Source organism: Bradyrhizobium sp. 63_E2_N1_3 (assembly GCF_052076005.1).
In the GTDB taxonomy this organism is placed as follows: Bacteria; Pseudomonadota; Alphaproteobacteria; order Rhizobiales; family Xanthobacteraceae; genus Bradyrhizobium; species Bradyrhizobium barranii.
Genome location: NZ_CP197235.1, coordinates 2738529 through 2754179 on the forward strand (window position 1 = coordinate 2738529; position 15651 = coordinate 2754179).

The 15651-nt window shown below is 64.5% G+C and carries 15 protein-coding genes; 7 read left to right on the forward strand and 8 right to left on the reverse strand.

Translation table 11 applies throughout. The annotated features are described in order from the left end of the window. Positions 1-297: 297 nt before the first annotated feature. The gene (blaBJP, locus tag AB7531_RS12645; protein WP_063981965.1) at positions 298-1182 is read right to left on the reverse strand and encodes a BJP family subclass B3 metallo-beta-lactamase; all 885 of its coding nucleotides are present in this window, start codon (positions 1180-1182) and stop codon (positions 298-300) included. Positions 1183-1454: 272 nt separating this feature from the next. Between blaBJP and AB7531_RS12650 the strand changes: the two genes are divergently transcribed. Next, complete coding sequence (locus tag AB7531_RS12650; RefSeq protein ID WP_063981966.1) at positions 1455-2771, forward strand: alpha/beta hydrolase; 1317 nt, start codon at positions 1455-1457, stop codon at positions 2769-2771. 19 nt (positions 2772-2790) lie between these two features. On the opposite strand, the gene AB7531_RS12655 is transcribed toward AB7531_RS12650, so the two are convergent. Together AB7531_RS12655 and AB7531_RS12660 are read right to left on the reverse strand one after the other, a co-directional pair. After that, entirely contained in the window at positions 2791-3069 is a 279-nt protein-coding gene (locus AB7531_RS12655) for a TonB-dependent receptor plug domain-containing protein (protein WP_441279964.1), read from the reverse strand. Positions 3070-3132: 63 nt separating this feature from the next. Continuing rightward, on the reverse strand, positions 3133-4485 hold the full coding sequence (locus AB7531_RS12660) for a hypothetical protein (RefSeq protein ID WP_063981968.1): 1353 nt from the start codon (positions 4483-4485) through the stop codon (positions 3133-3135). Between the two features lie 125 nt (positions 4486-4610). On the opposite strand from AB7531_RS12660, the gene AB7531_RS12665 reads away from it, so the two are divergent. Both AB7531_RS12665 and AB7531_RS12670 read left to right on the forward strand, forming a co-directional pair. After that, positions 4611-5018: a hypothetical protein gene (locus AB7531_RS12665; protein ID WP_187387985.1), complete on the forward strand. Its 408-nt coding sequence runs from the start codon at positions 4611-4613 to the stop codon at positions 5016-5018. A gap of 179 nt (positions 5019-5197) precedes the next feature. Next, the gene (locus AB7531_RS12670; protein ID WP_063981970.1) at positions 5198-6007 is read left to right on the forward strand and encodes an extracellular solute-binding protein; all 810 of its coding nucleotides are present in this window, start codon (positions 5198-5200) and stop codon (positions 6005-6007) included. Here AB7531_RS12670 and AB7531_RS12675 read toward each other — a convergent pair. The 3 genes from AB7531_RS12675 to pstS all read right to left on the reverse strand — a co-directional run bounded on the left by AB7531_RS12675 (position 5981) and on the right by pstS (position 8282). Next, positions 5981-6679, reverse strand: a complete 699-nt coding sequence (locus AB7531_RS12675; RefSeq protein WP_063981971.1) for an ABC transporter permease — start codon at positions 6677-6679, stop codon at positions 5981-5983. The two genes, AB7531_RS12670 and AB7531_RS12675, sit on opposite strands and share 27 nt — an antisense overlap. After that, on the reverse strand, positions 6676-7044 hold the full coding sequence (arsC, locus tag AB7531_RS12680; protein WP_063981972.1) for an arsenate reductase (glutaredoxin): 369 nt from the start codon (positions 7042-7044) through the stop codon (positions 6676-6678). Before arsC ends, AB7531_RS12675 begins: the two co-directional genes overlap by 4 nt. Before the next feature lie 182 nt (positions 7045-7226). After that, positions 7227-8282: a phosphate ABC transporter substrate-binding protein PstS gene (gene pstS / locus AB7531_RS12685; protein WP_187387986.1), complete on the reverse strand. Its 1056-nt coding sequence runs from the start codon at positions 8280-8282 to the stop codon at positions 7227-7229. 244 nt (positions 8283-8526) lie between these two features. On the opposite strand from pstS, the gene AB7531_RS12690 reads away from it, so the two are divergent. The 4 genes from AB7531_RS12690 (at position 8527) to AB7531_RS12705 (ending at position 12801) form a co-directional block, all read left to right on the forward strand. Next, positions 8527-9438 carry a 3-hydroxybutyryl-CoA dehydrogenase gene (locus AB7531_RS12690; RefSeq protein WP_354102673.1) on the forward strand — a complete coding sequence of 304 codons (912 nt, stop codon included), beginning with the start codon at positions 8527-8529 and terminating at the stop codon, positions 9436-9438. A gap of 135 nt (positions 9439-9573) precedes the next feature. After that, the gene (locus AB7531_RS12695; RefSeq protein ID WP_063981973.1) at positions 9574-10038 is read left to right on the forward strand and encodes a group III truncated hemoglobin; all 465 of its coding nucleotides are present in this window, start codon (positions 9574-9576) and stop codon (positions 10036-10038) included. Positions 10039-10302: 264 nt separating this feature from the next. Then, on the forward strand, positions 10303-10956 hold the full coding sequence (locus AB7531_RS12700) for a ubiquinol-cytochrome c reductase iron-sulfur subunit (protein WP_063981974.1): 654 nt from the start codon (positions 10303-10305) through the stop codon (positions 10954-10956). 117 nt (positions 10957-11073) lie between these two features. Continuing rightward, positions 11074-12801 (forward strand): methanol/ethanol family PQQ-dependent dehydrogenase, encoded by a 1728-nt coding sequence (locus AB7531_RS12705; RefSeq protein WP_231142740.1) that lies wholly within the window; start codon positions 11074-11076, stop codon positions 12799-12801. A 221-nt stretch (positions 12802-13022) separates the two neighbouring features. Here the strand turns inward: AB7531_RS12705 and AB7531_RS12710 are convergent, their stop codons facing one another. Next, positions 13023-13283, reverse strand: a complete 261-nt coding sequence (locus AB7531_RS12710) for a hypothetical protein (protein WP_028151274.1) — start codon at positions 13281-13283, stop codon at positions 13023-13025. 55 nt (positions 13284-13338) lie between these two features. Further along, positions 13339-15651: a xanthine dehydrogenase family protein molybdopterin-binding subunit gene (locus tag AB7531_RS12715; RefSeq protein WP_063981976.1), complete on the reverse strand. Its 2313-nt coding sequence runs from the start codon at positions 15649-15651 to the stop codon at positions 13339-13341.

Consider the following 15651-nt stretch of genomic DNA (forward strand, 5'->3'; position numbering starts at 1 on the left):
TCTTGCACGACGGGGGTAAAGGTCGCGTTAGGTGGGGCTGCACGAAAAGCCAGCGCAGGTTGCGCGCGGCCACGGGATTTTCCAGCCGCGTGCATTGGTGAGACCGTGTTAAGGATATCCGGCGGCCGAGGCGCGTGTCTCAGGCACACCTTGCCCGCAGCCACCCGCAGCTACGATCCGCTAACCATGCGAGACCTTGGCTTTCACATCGGCGACGGCGCATGGCCGCGCGGTCAGCCGACGCACGTGCTTCACCTCTCCCCGCGGAAGGAGAGGTGAAGAGAGGACAAATGGCCGTTATTTCTTCTCCAACGCCGCCGTCTGCTTGGTGAGTTGCTTGTCGAAATCCTCCGACAGGCTGGTTGCGTAGGTTGCGAGCTCGTCCGGCTTGACGAACGGGTTCGGTGCGCCGTCCTTCATCTCCGCACGCTTGGCCTGCATGCCATAGACTTCCGGATGCGGTCCGAGCAGCACGTCGATCTTCATCGCCTTGGCCTTGGCGAAGGTCGCGCGGTAATCATCAACGATGCCGGCATAGGTCGGCTGGCCGACCAGCCGGTTCAGCGCCACCGTGCCGCTGCAGAAGAACAGCACCTCGCGGTCCTGGCCACCGTCCTTGACGGTCATCTCCCAGCTCGTACAGCCCGGCGAGTGGCCGGGCGTTGCATGCGCCGTCAGCGTGGTGTCGCCGAGCGTGACCTTGTCGCCTTCCTTCACCGCGCGGTCGACCTTCACCGCCGGAAAGGCGAGGTCCTCGTTCTTCTCGTCGCCTGGATAGTAGCCGCCTTCGAGCAGCGGTTTGTCGCGCTCACCGGCAACGAGCTGCGCGCCGGTCTCCTTCTTGATCTCGGCGAAGCCGCCGGTGTGGTCGAGATGCGCATGCGTGTTGAGGATGATCTTGATGTCCGCGACCTTGAGGCCGAGCTTCGCGATGTGCTCCTCGATCATGCCGGTCGACTGGGGCATCGCCGTGTCCATCAGGATCAGGCCCTGCGATGTCTTGATGACATAAACGGCAATGCCGTCGGTTCCGACATAATAGATGTTGCCGATCAGCTGGAACGGATCGAATGGCGCCGTCCATTTCTGCATGACCGCTGTCAGGAAATCCTTGATGGTCTGCGCCTGTGCGCCGGTTGCGAGGAACGCCAGCGCACATAGCGTGGCCGCGAGCTTCTTCATAGGTTGCCTCCCGAAGTGTTCTTGTTCATTTTGACCGTGCGCGCCTTTTGCTTGGCACGGCGCGGTGCGCAAGCAACGTCGCGCGAGCTGCGGCAGCAACGGCCTCGTATCCGGAAATATTCATGGGCATGCACGGAATAACGGTCGCCGTTCGGTTTGAGCATGGCGGCTATCGCTGGAATGCGGCCGCTTGCTGTTTGACCGCGCGCAGGCGGCCCGCCATACTTTGCGTCAAGGCGAGCCAGAAAGACTTGTCGGCACCGGGAGCTGAAATGACCAATTCATTCTCCGTCCTCGCAGGGACGCTGATTTCCCTCGTCTGCTTCACTTCAATTGCACTGTCGCAGCCGGCCTGCGTCACCCAGAACATGGCCGTGCCGCCCGGGGCCAACACCACCGATAAGGCGGCACGGTTCTTCATCGACACGACGGGCCTCGACTTCAAGACGGCGCCGCCGACGCGCGATCCCTCGAACCCCAACTATCCGCGCGCGACCGAGCTACCCGACGGAACGCTGCCGCCGTCCGGCGCCGAGGGCAATTTCATCATCGGGCCCACCCACAATCCCGCGCCGGAGACGATTGCGAAGGAAGGCGTGCCACGCGGCACGACAAAATCCTTCACGCTGACGTCGAAGGACAGCACGATCTACAATCCCGGCCTGATCCGCGACGACGTCGCCGGCTGCACCAATTCCTCGATCATGACGACCGTCACCGCGCCGGATGACAAGTCGCACATGATCGTCACCACCAGCCATCCTGGAATCTGGTCGCGCACGATCGACGTCTACGTGCCGGCGCAATATGTGCGCGGCACCGAGGCGCCGTTCATCGTGGTCGGCGACGGCGGCTCCAACGCCTACAAGGACCTCGCCACGACGCTCGATAATCTGATCGCGCAGCGCCGCGTGCCACCGATGATCGCGATCCAGATCGGCAACGGCGGCCAGGACGCGCAGGGCAGCCAGCGCGGCCGCGAATACGATGCGGTGTCAGGCGACTATGCGCAATTCGTCGAGCGCGAGGTGCTGCCGCTGGTCGAGAAGAACGCCGACGTCAAGTTGACCAAAAACCCCGACGGGCGCGCGACCATGGGCCTGAGCTCGAGCGGTGTGGCGGCCTTCACCATGGCGTGGTTCTATCCCGATCTCTATCGCCGCGTGCTGGCGTTCTCGCCGACGATGGTCAACCAGCAATGGCCGCACGATCCGTCGCTGCGTGGCGGCGCCTGGGAATATCACAGCGCATGGACGGGGCCGGCCGGTCCCAACCTCATATCAAAGGCCGGCGTGCTCACGCCGGCCGAGCCGCCCGGCGTGCCGCTGATCGTCGCCGCGCCGGCGAAGCCGATCCGCTTCTGGTTCTTCGGCGGCGACCAGGACCTGTTCTATCCGAACCCCACCATTCCCGACGGCATGCACGACTGGACCCTGTCGAACGCGCTGATGGCGAAGGTGCTGGCGGAGAAGGGCTACCACTACCAGTTCCTGTTCGTGCGCAACGCCAAACATGTCGACCGGCCGACGATCGCGCAAACGCTGCCGTCGGCGCTGGAGTGGGTCTGGAAGGGCTATCCGATCCCCTGAACGCGAAGTCGCGCGAAATCTAGCGGCCAATCCCTATCGTCACGCCGGCGGTCGAGCGCATGGCGTCCCGGAGGGTCGTCGCGTTCATGTCGTCAAGGATCTGACGTGTCAGCACGGTGGTCTGGCCGGGCGTGTTGAGGATCGTCTCGCCGCGCGAGGTCGAGAGCCGGTCGGCCTTGTAGGGCGCGGCCCGATCGGTGGCGGGCGCATGGTGCGGGCGTTTACCGGACGCCGCAAAGGCCCCTTGCGAGATGCAGAGGGCGGCGATCACGATCAGGCGCAATAATCTTGCGGGCATGCGGCCTCCCATGTCCAAGCCGTCAGCCTAGCATATGGCGGGCATGGTCGCAGAGGACAAGGGTCAGGCGAGAGCGGCCCGGCGCTCCCGTACCGGTTCGCGGGGCCGGTCGGGGTTACGCGGCTCGGCGAGCCGGGTAAAGCTGCGCTGACCCGCCGACGCGGGCGCCTCGACGACGACGCCCTCGCAGACGATCTGCCCGTCCAGCATCCTGAATTCGAGCTTGTCGTAGCGTGGCATGGTCTCGCCGGGCGCGGGCGGCAGCAGCTCGACGCGGCCCTGGATGTTCAGCGTGGCGTCGCCGGCGCCGTGAAGCCGCGGATTCCACATCCTGATCCCGGTCTCCGTCCAGCGCTGCCGGATCAACGTGGCGCGGTCGACGGGTTCCACGACCTTTGCGCGCGTCTTCGGAGCGCTGGGGATCACCGGAGCGGGAGACTCGAGGACCGGCTCCGGCGCGACATGCGTGACGGCGCTCGCTGTGTCGGCGGAGGGACCCTCCGTTGCGATCGGGGCGGGATCGTTGGCCGGGACCGGCTCGATCTCCATTGCGACGACAGAGATGGCAACGCTGTCGATGCTGTTCCCGGAGACCTCCCCCGCCGAGACGTCGCTGTCCGCAAGCGCGACACACGTGTCCTCCACGACAGTCGGCTCCACATCAGCGACGTCGGAGGAGGTATCGTCGTTGACGGCGAGAACGGGGGCATCAACCGGAGCGGTCTCGATGTCGATAGACGAGACCGGCGTCTCCTCTGCGACGACGAGCTCCACCTCGGCCGAGAGGTCGGGAGATGGATCGCTGCCGATGACGGGCTCGGAAACGTTGGCCTGCCGGCTCTCGGCCTCGACAGGCGACAGCCGCGCCTCTTCAACGATGACGGGTTCAACGATCTCCGGAAGTTCCACAGGTGGGTCGCTGATGACGAGCTCGGGTGCACCGACCGGCTCACTCTCGATCTCGACAACCGGGACCGGTGTCTCTTCTACGACAACGGGTGCGACGCTGGTCTCAAGCTCCGCGGGCGGATCGCTGCTGACGAGCACAACGGCCTCGCTCTCCACCTCGACTGATGAGACCGAAACCTCTTCGACGACGATCGACTCGACCTCTGTCGGCGCTTCCAAGGATGAATCATCGGCGACGCTGATATCAGTTGACGCTGCGGACGGGCTCTCCGGGATGACAGAGATAGCGGCGCCATCTTCGGCGACCGGAGCCGCAACGGTGATCTCGGTGTCACTGGGCTGCGGGTTGGTGCTGATGCCGTCGGGAGCCGGAACGGCTTCTGCGATGTTGGCGACGATTGCGGGCGAATCGCTTGCCGCGATCGGCGCGACATCGATGCTGCCGCCGTGAGGCAAGGGCCTAAGCCGGGTGAACGCCCATTTCACCGCGGGAATGCGGCGCAGCAACGATATCAGTCTCGAAAGCACAGGGAGTTGTCCAAGAGGTACTCGGCGTGAAGCAATCGCTGATTCGCCAGCAATGCAAAAAACTGCCCCGGCCGTCACATCGATGTCAATGTAGGTGGGACCAATTGCAGAACATCCGTGCGTCCACCGCGCGGGAAAGGGCAACGCGACTGCCGTGTCGGATGCGACAATGCACCACCGCCGGGTTGCGAGCGGTCGCGCCTAGGATGGGCGGGACAGCAACGCAAAGCACGCGCATGTCCGATCCTCCCGACGACAGGATCGTTCCGATCCGCTCGTTGCAAGGCGCCCGGCTCGACGAGCGCTTTGACGCAACGCTTGCGGACCTCGAGGCGCGCCGCGATGAGCTCGTGCAAATCATCTCGCGTCTCACCGACGGCTTGAGCGTGATCGATCAGGCCGCCGCTGGCGGATCAGCCCAGTCGGCGCGCGATCTGCTCGATCTGCTGGCCACGGTCAAAGCCCAGCTGAACGAGGTGACGGCCATCATCGAAAAGCTGCGGTCGTCCTGAAGCTCCGGCGACAAGCTTTGGGTTGCCTGGCAAGAGCAGTGGATGAAGGAGCCGGACCCGCAGGGCTACCGCAACGTCATGCGGTACTGCCCCGGCCGTTGATCCTGCGCCGAACGTCGGACTTCCCTGCGCCATCCTTCCCGCCTAAGTTCAAACGTCTGGGGAGTGAGGACAACGCAATGAGAAAGCTTGCCGCCATCGCAGCGGTTCTGTTCTGGTCGACATGCGCATTCGCGCAGGATCGCACCATCACCGTGGCCTCGACGACGTCGACGGAACAGTCGGGCCTGTTTGGTTACCTGCTGCCGTTGTTCTCGAAGGCGGAGGGCATCGAGGTGAAGGTCGTTGCCGTCGGCACCGGCCAGGCGCTCGATATCGGGCGGCGCGGCGACGCCGACGTGGTGTTCGTGCATGACAGGCCGGCCGAGGACAAGTTCATGTCCGAGGGGCAGGGCGTGAAGCGCTTCGATGTCATGTACAATGACTTCATCATCGTTGGTCCGAAGAGCGATCCCGCAAAGATCGCCGGCGGCAAGGACGTCACGGATGCGCTGCGCAAGATCGCGGCGGCAAAGGCAACCTTCATTTCGCGCGGCGACAAGTCCGGCACGCATGCGGCCGAGCTGAGATTGTGGAAGGAGGCGGGCGTCGATATCGGCGGCGGCAAGGACAGCTGGTATCGCGAGATCGGCCAGGGCATGGGTCCGGCGCTGAACATGGCCTCGTCGTCGAACGCCTATCTCCTGTCGGACCGTGGCACCTGGCTGTCGTTCAAGAACCGGGGCGAGCTTGCCGTCCTGACCGAGGGCGACAAGCGGCTGTTCAACCAGTATGGCGTCATGCTGGTGAATCCGGCGACGCATGCGAACGTGAAGGCGAAGGACGGACAGGCCTTCATCGACTGGCTGGTCTCGCCGAAGGGGCAGGATGCGATCGCCGGCTACAAGGTCGGCGGCGAGCAGCTATTTTTCCCCAACGCGTCCCACTAGCAGGAAGGCGACGGTCGACACCGCCACGCTGAGCGCGAGCAGGATCAGCCCGAGCCCGAGTGCCAGCGGCAGGTCGCCCTTGCTGGTCTCCAGTGCGATCGCCGTCGTCATCGTGCGCGTGAAGCCGCGGATGTTGCCACCGACGATGATGATGGCGCCGACCTCGGCGATCGCGCGTCCGAAAGCCGCGAGAAAGGCCGTCAGCAGCGACGTTCGGCCGAGCGCGAACAGCAAGCCGATGCTGCGCAGTATCGATAGTCCGTCGATCCGCGCGAGGTCGCCATACTCGGCCCAGAGCAGGCTTGCCGGCCGGTGCACCAGCGCGACCACGATCGGGGTCGCGAGCAGGGTCTGCGCGATCACCATGGCGGTCGGCGTGAACAACAGTCCGGCTGCTCCGAGCGGGCCGGACCGCGACAGCAGAAGATAGAGCGCAAGCCCGACCACGACCGGCGGAAGGCCGAGCAACGCATTGGTCAATACGATGACGACCTGTCGCCCGCGGAATCGGGTGATCGCGAGCAGGGCCCCGAAGGGCGCGCCGATCAGCAGCGCGACGATGCCGGCGGTGAGGCTGACACGAACCGACAGCGCGACGATGCCGAGCAGCTCGGCGTCGGCCTCGCCGATCAGCGTGAGCGCGGCGCCGATGGATCGCGCGAAATCGTTCATCCGGCCGGACGCTGTTGCGCCGGCAGGAGATCAAGCACCAGATCCGAAGGGCGGCAAAGCCTGACGCCGTTCGGGGTCACCACGATCGGCCTGTTGATCAGGATCGGATGTACCATCATCGCTTCGAGCCGCTGGTCATCCGCCAGTGCCGGGTTGTCGAGCCCGAGCTCCGTATCGGGCGCCGCCTTTTCGCGGACCGCCTCGCGCACCGAAATCCCCATGCGCGCGAGCTGCTGCAACAAGGTACGCGAAGGTGGCGTCTTCAAATATTCGACCGCGTGCGGCTCGATGCCGGCACTCCTGATTGTGGCAAGCGCGCTGCGCGACGTGCCGCAATCGGGATTGTGGTAGATGATCACGTCCATTCGAAAGCCCCCGGGCCTGGACCTTCGCGCGTTCTCGCCGCTGCGAGCCGGCAACAGGCCTTCCGCGGGACTAAATCACGATTCACGGCGAGATTTCCAGAAGGATCGCGGTCGCGTGGCTGGCACTGGGAACGTGGATGCCCGGGACAGGCCCGGGCATGACGGCCGCTCGTTTCCAAGCTTCAGCGCTTGACGTTAGCCGAGGCCGAGACCGTGGGGTTTGTCTCGATGCTCTGCTGCCAATAGCGTTCGATCTGGTTGACCAGGGCAGGCGGAAGCGGCACGTAATTGAGCGTCTCGGCCTGGGCCTTTCCGTTCTCCAACGACCAGCGGATGAAGTCGATGGCCGCTGCCGATCGTTCCTCGGATTTCGGCGCCTTCGGCATCAGTACGAACGTCGTGGCCGTGATCGGGTAGGCGTCTTCGCCGGGCGCGTTGGTGAGCACGAGGTGGAAATCCTTCTCCGCCTTCCAGTCCGCACTCGAGGCCGCTGCCTGGAACGATGCGGCGTCGGGGACGACGAAATTTCCGGCGCTGTTCTGCACGACGCCAAATGAGATTCTATCTAGCCGTTGCAGCGCGTAAGTGTATTCGAGATAGCCGATCGAACCGGGCACGAGGCTGACGAGCGAGGCGACGCCGTCATTGCCCTTGCCGCCGAGACCAAGTGGCCACTCGACCGAGGTGCCTTCGCCCACGCTCGTCTTCCACTGCGTGCTGACCTTCGAGAGGTAGTTCGACCAGTTGAACGTCGTGCCGGATCCGTCGATGCGATGAACCACCGTGATCGCAGTGTTCGGCAGCCTGATGTCGGGGTTGATCGCGCGAATGGCCGGATCGTTCCATGATTTCAGCTTGCCGAGATAGATGTCGGCGAGCATCTGGCCGGTGAAGCGGATCTGGCCGGGTTTGACTCCATCGATATTGACGACCGGTACGACGCCCCCGATCACGATCGGGAATTGCATCATGCCGAGCCTCTCCAGTTCCTTGGGATCAAACGGCATGTCGCTTGCGCCGAAGTCGACGGCCTCTTTCTTGATCAGGCCGACGCCGATGCTCGAGCCGACCGCCTGATAGCTGACGGTGTTGCCGGTCTTCGTCTTGTATGCGTCGATCCATTTCGCCATCACGGGCGAAACGAAGGTTGAGCCGGCTCCCTTGGTCTCGGCCGCCAGGCTTTGCGTGGCGACGAGCAGAGCGGTGAAGAGTACGGGGAGAGTTAGGTGCTTCATCATAGGGCCGAGCCTAGCAGGCCGGGCGCGAGGCAGATGTGGCCTGTGTCACAAAGACGTCTTGGCCAGCTGCTCGCTGGCGCGCCCCTCGCCCCCTGCAGCGGCCGGGCAAAATGCGAACAAATCAGCTCGCCGGGGCATCAAATCGCACCTCTCCGCGGCGGAAGAGCGGCTTTATTCCCGCCCGGGATGCTTTAAGGAGAGGCAGGATCAGGTCGCACCCGCCCGGTGGCGGTGCTAGACCCTGATGCAGGAACAATGGGGCCGGGCCGTCTGGCACGCCCGCAAGGATGAAGGATACGAGGCAATGATCAACACGGTTGGCATCATCGGGGCAGGGACCATGGGGAACGGCATCGCGCAGATTTGTGCCGCGGCCGGGCTCTCGGTCGTGATGGTCGACATCTCCGATGCGGCGGTGAACCGCGGGCTGTCGACCGTCGGCGGTAGCCTCGAGCGCCTGGTCAAGAAGGAGAAGATGTCGGCTGCCGATCGCGAGGCGGCTCTCAAGCGCATCACCGGCACCACCGATCGCGCGAAGCTCGCCGATTGCGACCTCGTTATCGAGGCCGCGACCGAGAACGAGGAGCTCAAGGTCAAGATCCTGAAGGACCTCTGCGCCACGCTGTCGCCGCGCACGCTGCTCGCGACCAACACCTCCTCGATCTCGATCACGAAGCTTGCCGCCGCAACCGATCGTCCCGATCGCTTCATCGGCATGCACTTCTTCAACCCGGCGCCGGTGATGGCGCTGCTGGAACTCATCCGCGGCCTGCAGACCTCCGACGACACCCACGCCAAGGCGCTGGATTTCGCCAAGCGGGTCGGCAAGGTGGCGATCACGGCCAAGAACAGCCCCGGCTTCGCCGTCAATCGCATCCTGTGCCCGATGATCAACGAGGCGATCTTTGCGCTCCAGGAAGGGATCGCGACCGCCGAGGAGATCGATGCCGGCATGAAGCTCGGCTGCAACCATCCGATCGGGCCGCTGGCGCTCGCCGATCTCGTCGGGCTCGACACCATGCTCTCGGTGATGGAGGTCTTCTATAAGGGCTTCAATGACCCCAAATATCGTCCGGCCCCCTTGCTCAAGGAAATGGTCGATGCCGGCCATCTCGGCCGCAAGACCGGCCAGGGCTTCTACACTTACGGTGCCTGATGGCGCCGGCGGCGGGTGCCCAGCATCCGCCGCCCGATCCCCGCAATTTGCGCTGCGACAAAGACGCCGCGCGCAATTGGCCCGACAATGTCGAACGGGCGGCCCGCGGGAACAAATGAACGGATAACGAAGGACATGTCGGATCGACTGAAGGCCGAGCGCGAGGCGGCGGCCGCGCGGCGGAACCTGCTGACCCAGGATGCGATCGAGCGCACCGGGATCACCGAGGAGATGATCGGGGAGCTCGTCACCCGCTTCTACGGACGCGTGCGCGAGGATGCGCTGCTGGGGCCGGTCTTTGCGATCGTGCAGAATTGGGACGAGCATCTCGCCAAACTCAAGGATTTCTGGTCGTCGGTCGTGCTGATGAGCGGCCGCTACCATGGTTCGCCGATGCGGGCGCATGTGCCGCTCAGCCTGGTCGGCGATCATTTCGACCGCTGGCTCGATCTGTTCGAGCAGACCGCGCGCGAGGTCTGTCCGCCGCCGGCGGCCGCGCTCTTCATCGACAAGGCGCGACGCATCGCCGACAGTTTTGAGATGGCGTCGGCGACCATCGCCGGCCGTATCGCTGCGCCGCGTCACGTGCTCCGGTCCTGACGACAGCAAATCTGCCTGTAAAACGTGCAGTTGTGTCGCTCTGAGGTTGCGCTGCGCGGCTAATAACGCGTTGCACCAATTCCCGCATCATCGGTCTGATCTGCAAAATCATCATGCCGATCGCGCGACGCGACGTTGCAATTGCAAATATGCGCTGGAACGCATTCATTTGCGTTCAACCAAAGCGAGCAAAGACATATTGATGCGCTGCGGCGCCAACTCTCCGCCTTTTTTTCGGCAGAGTTCCAGCGCCTGCTAACGTGCATGTCGCGCGCATCATTCAACACCACTCCCTCATCGTCCGAGAGCACCGCGGAGTCTGAAGTCGACGCGGGTACAGAACAGACGCGGCGAACGCTGCTGCTTGGCGCGCTCGCCACGACCGCCTGCCTTGGTTGTTCCACGCAGACGCGCGCGGGCGAGGATCCGCCAGGCTCCGATGAACGTCCGCAGAAGGGTGATCTGCTCGTCTTCTCCGAAGGCGACCAGGAGGGAAAGCTCATCACTGCGGCCGATCTCCCGGCCGGTGGACCGCCGGTCCATGCGTGGCCGAAGGATCCCAACACATCGGTGGTGCGCAGCGCATCGCGCCTCAACGAAATCCTGATCATCCGGCTCGATCCCGCCGAGCTCGACGAGAAGACCCGCGCGCGGGCCGTCGATGGCATCCTGGCCTATTCGGCGATCTGCTCGCATGCAGGCTGTCCCGTCACTGCCTGGGTCAAGAGCGATGTCGGCGACAAGGACGTGTTCAAGTGCATGTGTCACAACTCCGAATACGATCCCCGCGAGGGCGCGCAGGTCGTGTTCGGACCGGCGCCGCGGCGGCTTGCCGCGCTGCCGCTCGCGCTCGCTGACGGTTCGCTCAGCGTCGCCGGCAACTTCATCGGAAAGGTAGGTGGCGTGCAGCCAGGATGACGGACGGTGCGGGTTGTGCCCGCGTCACGAGAGGCCGCATCCGCCGATGGGCGGACGACGGGACGAACGACAAGAATGCAAAACAAGAATTCAAACGGATGAAAAAGGGGAACGTTCATGACCAGGAAGCAATGGTTACTGTCCGGCTTCGTCGCCTTCACGTGCCTTGTCTCGACCGTCGCCGTCGCCGGCCCGATCGAGAACTACGCGCCGGTCACCCAGCAGCGGCTGGAAAATCCGGAACCCGGCAACTGGATGCTCTATCGGCGCACCTATGACGGACAGGGCTACAGCCCGCTCGACCAGATCAACACCTCGAACGTCAAGAATCTCACACCGGTCTGGACCTTTGCCACCGGCGTGGTCGAAGGCCACGAGGCGCCGCCGATCGTCAACAATGGCGTGATGTTCGTAACGACCCCGATGGGGCAGGTGATCGCGCTGAACGCGAAGACCGGCGACGAATATTGGCGCTACAAGCGGCAGCTTCCCGACGACCTCTTTCAGCTGCATCCGACCAACCGCGGCGTCGGTCTCTGGGAGGACAAGCTTTATCTCGCCACCACCGACGACCATGTCGTCGCGCTCGACGCCAAGACCGGCAAGGTGGTGTGGGACACCAAGGTGCAGGACTACAAGAAGGGCCAGTACATGACCCTGATGCCGCTTGTCGTCGAGGGCAAGGTCATCGTCGGAGGCTCCGGCGGTGAACTCGGCGTGCGCGGTTACGTCGCCGCATACGATGCCAAGGACGGCAAGGAGTTGTGGCGCACCTTCACCATCCCCGGCGAGGGCGAGCCCGGTCACGATACCTGGCAGGGCGACGACTGGAAGACCGGCGGTGGCTCCGCCTGGATGACCGGCAATTACGACAAGGACACCAAGACGATCTATTGGGGCGTCGGTAACGCCGCGCCATGGCCTGGCGAGACGCATCCCGGCGACAATCTCTACACCTCCTCGGTGCTCGCGCTCGATCCCAGCAATGGGAAGATCAAGACCTACCACCAGTACCACCAGAACGATTCCTGGGACTGGGACGAGGTCGAAGCACCGATCCTGGTCGACCTGCAACGCGACGGTCGCACCATCAAGAGCCTGATCCATCCGGGCCGCGACGCGATCTTCTGGGTGCTCGAGCGCACCCCGACCAAGATCAACTACGTCGCAGGCTGGCCCTTCGTCGCGACCGATGTCTGGAAGGGCATCGACGCCGAGAGCGGCAAGCCGATCGTCGATCCTGCGCACAAGCCGGTCATCGGCAAGCGGGTCGAGTTCTGTCCGTCGCTGTGGGGTGGCAAGGACTGGCCGTCGGCGGCCTACAGCCAGAGGACCGGCCTCGTCTACGTGCCCGCCAACGAGAATTTCTGCGGCGGCTTCACCGGAGAGAAGGTTCCGCTCAAGGCGGGCGAACTCTGGCTCGGCACCAAGCCGGAGGACATCGGCCTAACGACGAAGCCCGGCGCCGATCATTTCGGCGAACTCCAGGCTTGGGATCCCGCCACCGGCAAGAAGGTGTGGCAGCACAATTTCCCGAAATCGCAGTTGTTCGGTTCGGTAACGGCGACGGCAGGCGATCTCGTCTTCGTCGGCGGCACCAACGACCGCAACTTCCGCGCCTTCCACGCCAAGACCGGCGAACTCTTGTGGGAGCAGAAGACCAACTCCGGCATCATGGGCATGCCGGTGTCCTATGAGATCGACGGCACGCAATACATCTCGATCCAGTCGGGGTGGGGCGTGGACGCGCAACGCATCCAGGATGCGCTCGCGACCAACAATATCGGCATCGAATCCAATGTGCCGCAGGGCGGCGTGATCTGGGTGTTCGCGCTGAAGAAATAAGCTCCGCGGGCGAATCGAAGGAAGCGGAGCGTCAGGGGGCAAATGCGGCGGACGGCAACGTCCGCCGCATTTTGCGTGTGCGGTGCTCGCGCCACGAACCCGTCATGCCCGGGCTTGTCCCGGGCATCCACGTTCTTCGTGCCGCGGCAGAGGTCGTGGATGGCCGGGACAAGCCCGGCCATGACGGCGAGCGGCGGTTTGTGGGCGCAGGCGCTGGACCGCTACTTCCCCTGCCGATCAACCTTGTCCTTTTCCTTCTGGTTCATCTCCTGAACCTTCGGATCGGAGCTGGTCTGCCCGGTGGTCTGTGTGGTCGAAGGCGGCGGGGCTCCGGCGTTGGGAAGCGAGTTCTGCTCCGGCGCGGTGGGGCGCGTGGCGGTGGTCGGCGGGGTGGTGTTGCTTTGAGCGAACGCAGCCGTGGTCGTCATGAAAAAGGCGCCCGACAGCAACGAGACTGCGAGCGCCTTTGAGATGTTGGTCATCGATCTGCTCCTGTCAGATCGATGGAAACGGCGCGAGGCCGCTCAATGTTCCGCCTTAAGCCTCCAATTGCTTACCGAGCGGAAGGCTGCGGATACGCTTTCCGGTCGCGGCGAAGATCGCGTTCGTCAGCGCGGGTGCGAACGGCGGAACACCGGGCTCGCCGACGCCGCTCGGCGGCGTGTCGGGTCCGGGCGGGACGATGTAGACGTTGGTTACAAGAGGAGATTCATCCATCCTGAGGACCTGGAAGTCGTCGAAGTTCTTCTGCTCCACCTTGCCGTCCTTGAAGGTGATCGCGCCGTATTTGGCGACGCTCAGCCCCATGATCGCCGCGCCCTCCATCTGCGAGGCGATGCGCTCGGGATTGACATAAGTGCCGCAGTCGATCGCGGTGTCGACCCGCGGCACCGTCAGCTTGCCCTTCTCGTCGACGGCCACCTCGACGATGGTCGCGATGTAGCTGACGAAGCTGCGGTGCACGGCAATGCCGAGGCCATGGCCTTTCGGTACCTGACGGCCCCATTCGCCCTTCTCGGCGACCAGCTCGACCACCTTGCGGAGACGCGCGGTGTCGATCGGGTAGCTGTCATAGGGCTCGCCGTAGTTCCACATGTCCTTCACCGCCGGCTTGACGATGCGGGGACTGCCGATCAGCGCGAGCAACGTCTCCTTCTGGTCGCGCCCGGTCGCCTGCGCGATCTCGCCGACCATCGACTGCACCGCAAAGGCCCGCGGGATGTTCGAGACCGAACGGAACCAGCCGATGCGGGTGAACGCCGCGGCTTCCGGGTTCTCGCAGGAGATGTTGGCGATCTCGAACGGCATGTCGACGAGGCCCATGCCGAGCTCGAAGGGTGCCTGGTGGTTTGCACCCGCGGCGAAGGTCGAGGCGATGCTCGGGGCCACGCTGCGGTGGCGCCAGGCGATCACCTTGCCGTTCTTGTCGAGCCCTGCCTCGATCCGCTCGACCGAGACGGTGTGCAGGAAGTCGTGACGGACGTCGTCCTCGCGCGTCCATTGCACCTTCACCGGCGCGCCGAGCTCCTTCGACAGCAGCGCGGCCTCGAGCGCGAAGTCGCATTTCGACTTGCGGCCGAAACCGCCGCCGAGCAGCGTGACATTCACCGTGACGTTGTCCTCGGGAATGCCGAGCGTCTTGGCGACGTCCTCGCGGGTGCCGCCGGGACTCTGCACCGGCGCCCAGATCTCCGCTTTGTCACCCTTGACGTCGGCGACCGCCACCGGCGGCTCCATGCTGACATGGGCGAGGTGCGGCAGATAGTATTCGCCGACGACGACCTTGTCGGCGCTCTTCAGCGCAGCGTCTGCGTCACCCTCCTGGCGTACGACGAGGCCCGGTTTGCGCGAGGCTTCCTCGAGCTCCTTGCGATAGGCGACCGAGTCGTATTTGCCGTTGGCGCCGTCGTCCCAGGTCAGCTTCAGCGCGTCACGGCCCTTGATCGCCGCGCCGGTGTTGCGCGCGATCACCGCGACGCCGCCGAGCGGCTGGAATTTCGACGGCCACGGCCAGCCGCGCACCTGCATCACCTTCTCGACGCCGGGGACCTTCAGCGCCGCGTCCGGATCGAACGAGACCAGCTTGCCGCCGGTCACCGGCGGGCGTGCGATGACCGCATATTTCATGCCTGGCAGGCGTACGTCGGCGCCGTAGCGCGCCTTGCCGGTGGTGATGTCGTGGAGATCGACGATGCTGATCTGGCCCTTGCCGAGATAACGGAAGTCCTTGGGGTCCTTCAGCTTGAGGCCTTCGATGCTCGGCACCGATTCTTTGGCTGCGTCCGCGGCGAGTTCGCCGAAGCCGAGCTTGCGGCCGCTGGCGCTGTGGACGACCTCGTGGTTGACGGCCTTGACCTCGGTCGCCGGCACGCCCCAGCGCTTGGCCGCGGCCTGCTCCAGCATGGTGCGGGCGGAGGCACCGATCTGGCGCATCGGGATCAGATAATGCCGCGTGCTGCGGGAGCCATCGGTGTCCTGGTTGCCGAACTTGACCTCGTCGCCATGGGCCTGCTGCACTTTGACCCTGGACCAGTCAGCCTCCATCTCCTCGGCGACGATCAGCGGAAGGCTGGTGCGCACGCCGGTGCCCATTTCGGCACGATGGGCGAGGATGGTGACGGTGCCGTCGGGCGCAACCGCGACGAAGACGCGGGGATCGACCACGACGCCGTGCGGCATCTTGCCGGCGCCGGTCTCGTAGGCAAACGCCTGGCGCGACATCACGGGGGCGGCGAGCACGAAGCCGCCGGTGATGCCGAGCCCCTTCAGGATGCTGCGGCGCGAGACCTTCTCGACCCGAATGTTCTTCTCGAAGCCACGAAGCTTCCCGGGTTTATCGATGAAATTCAT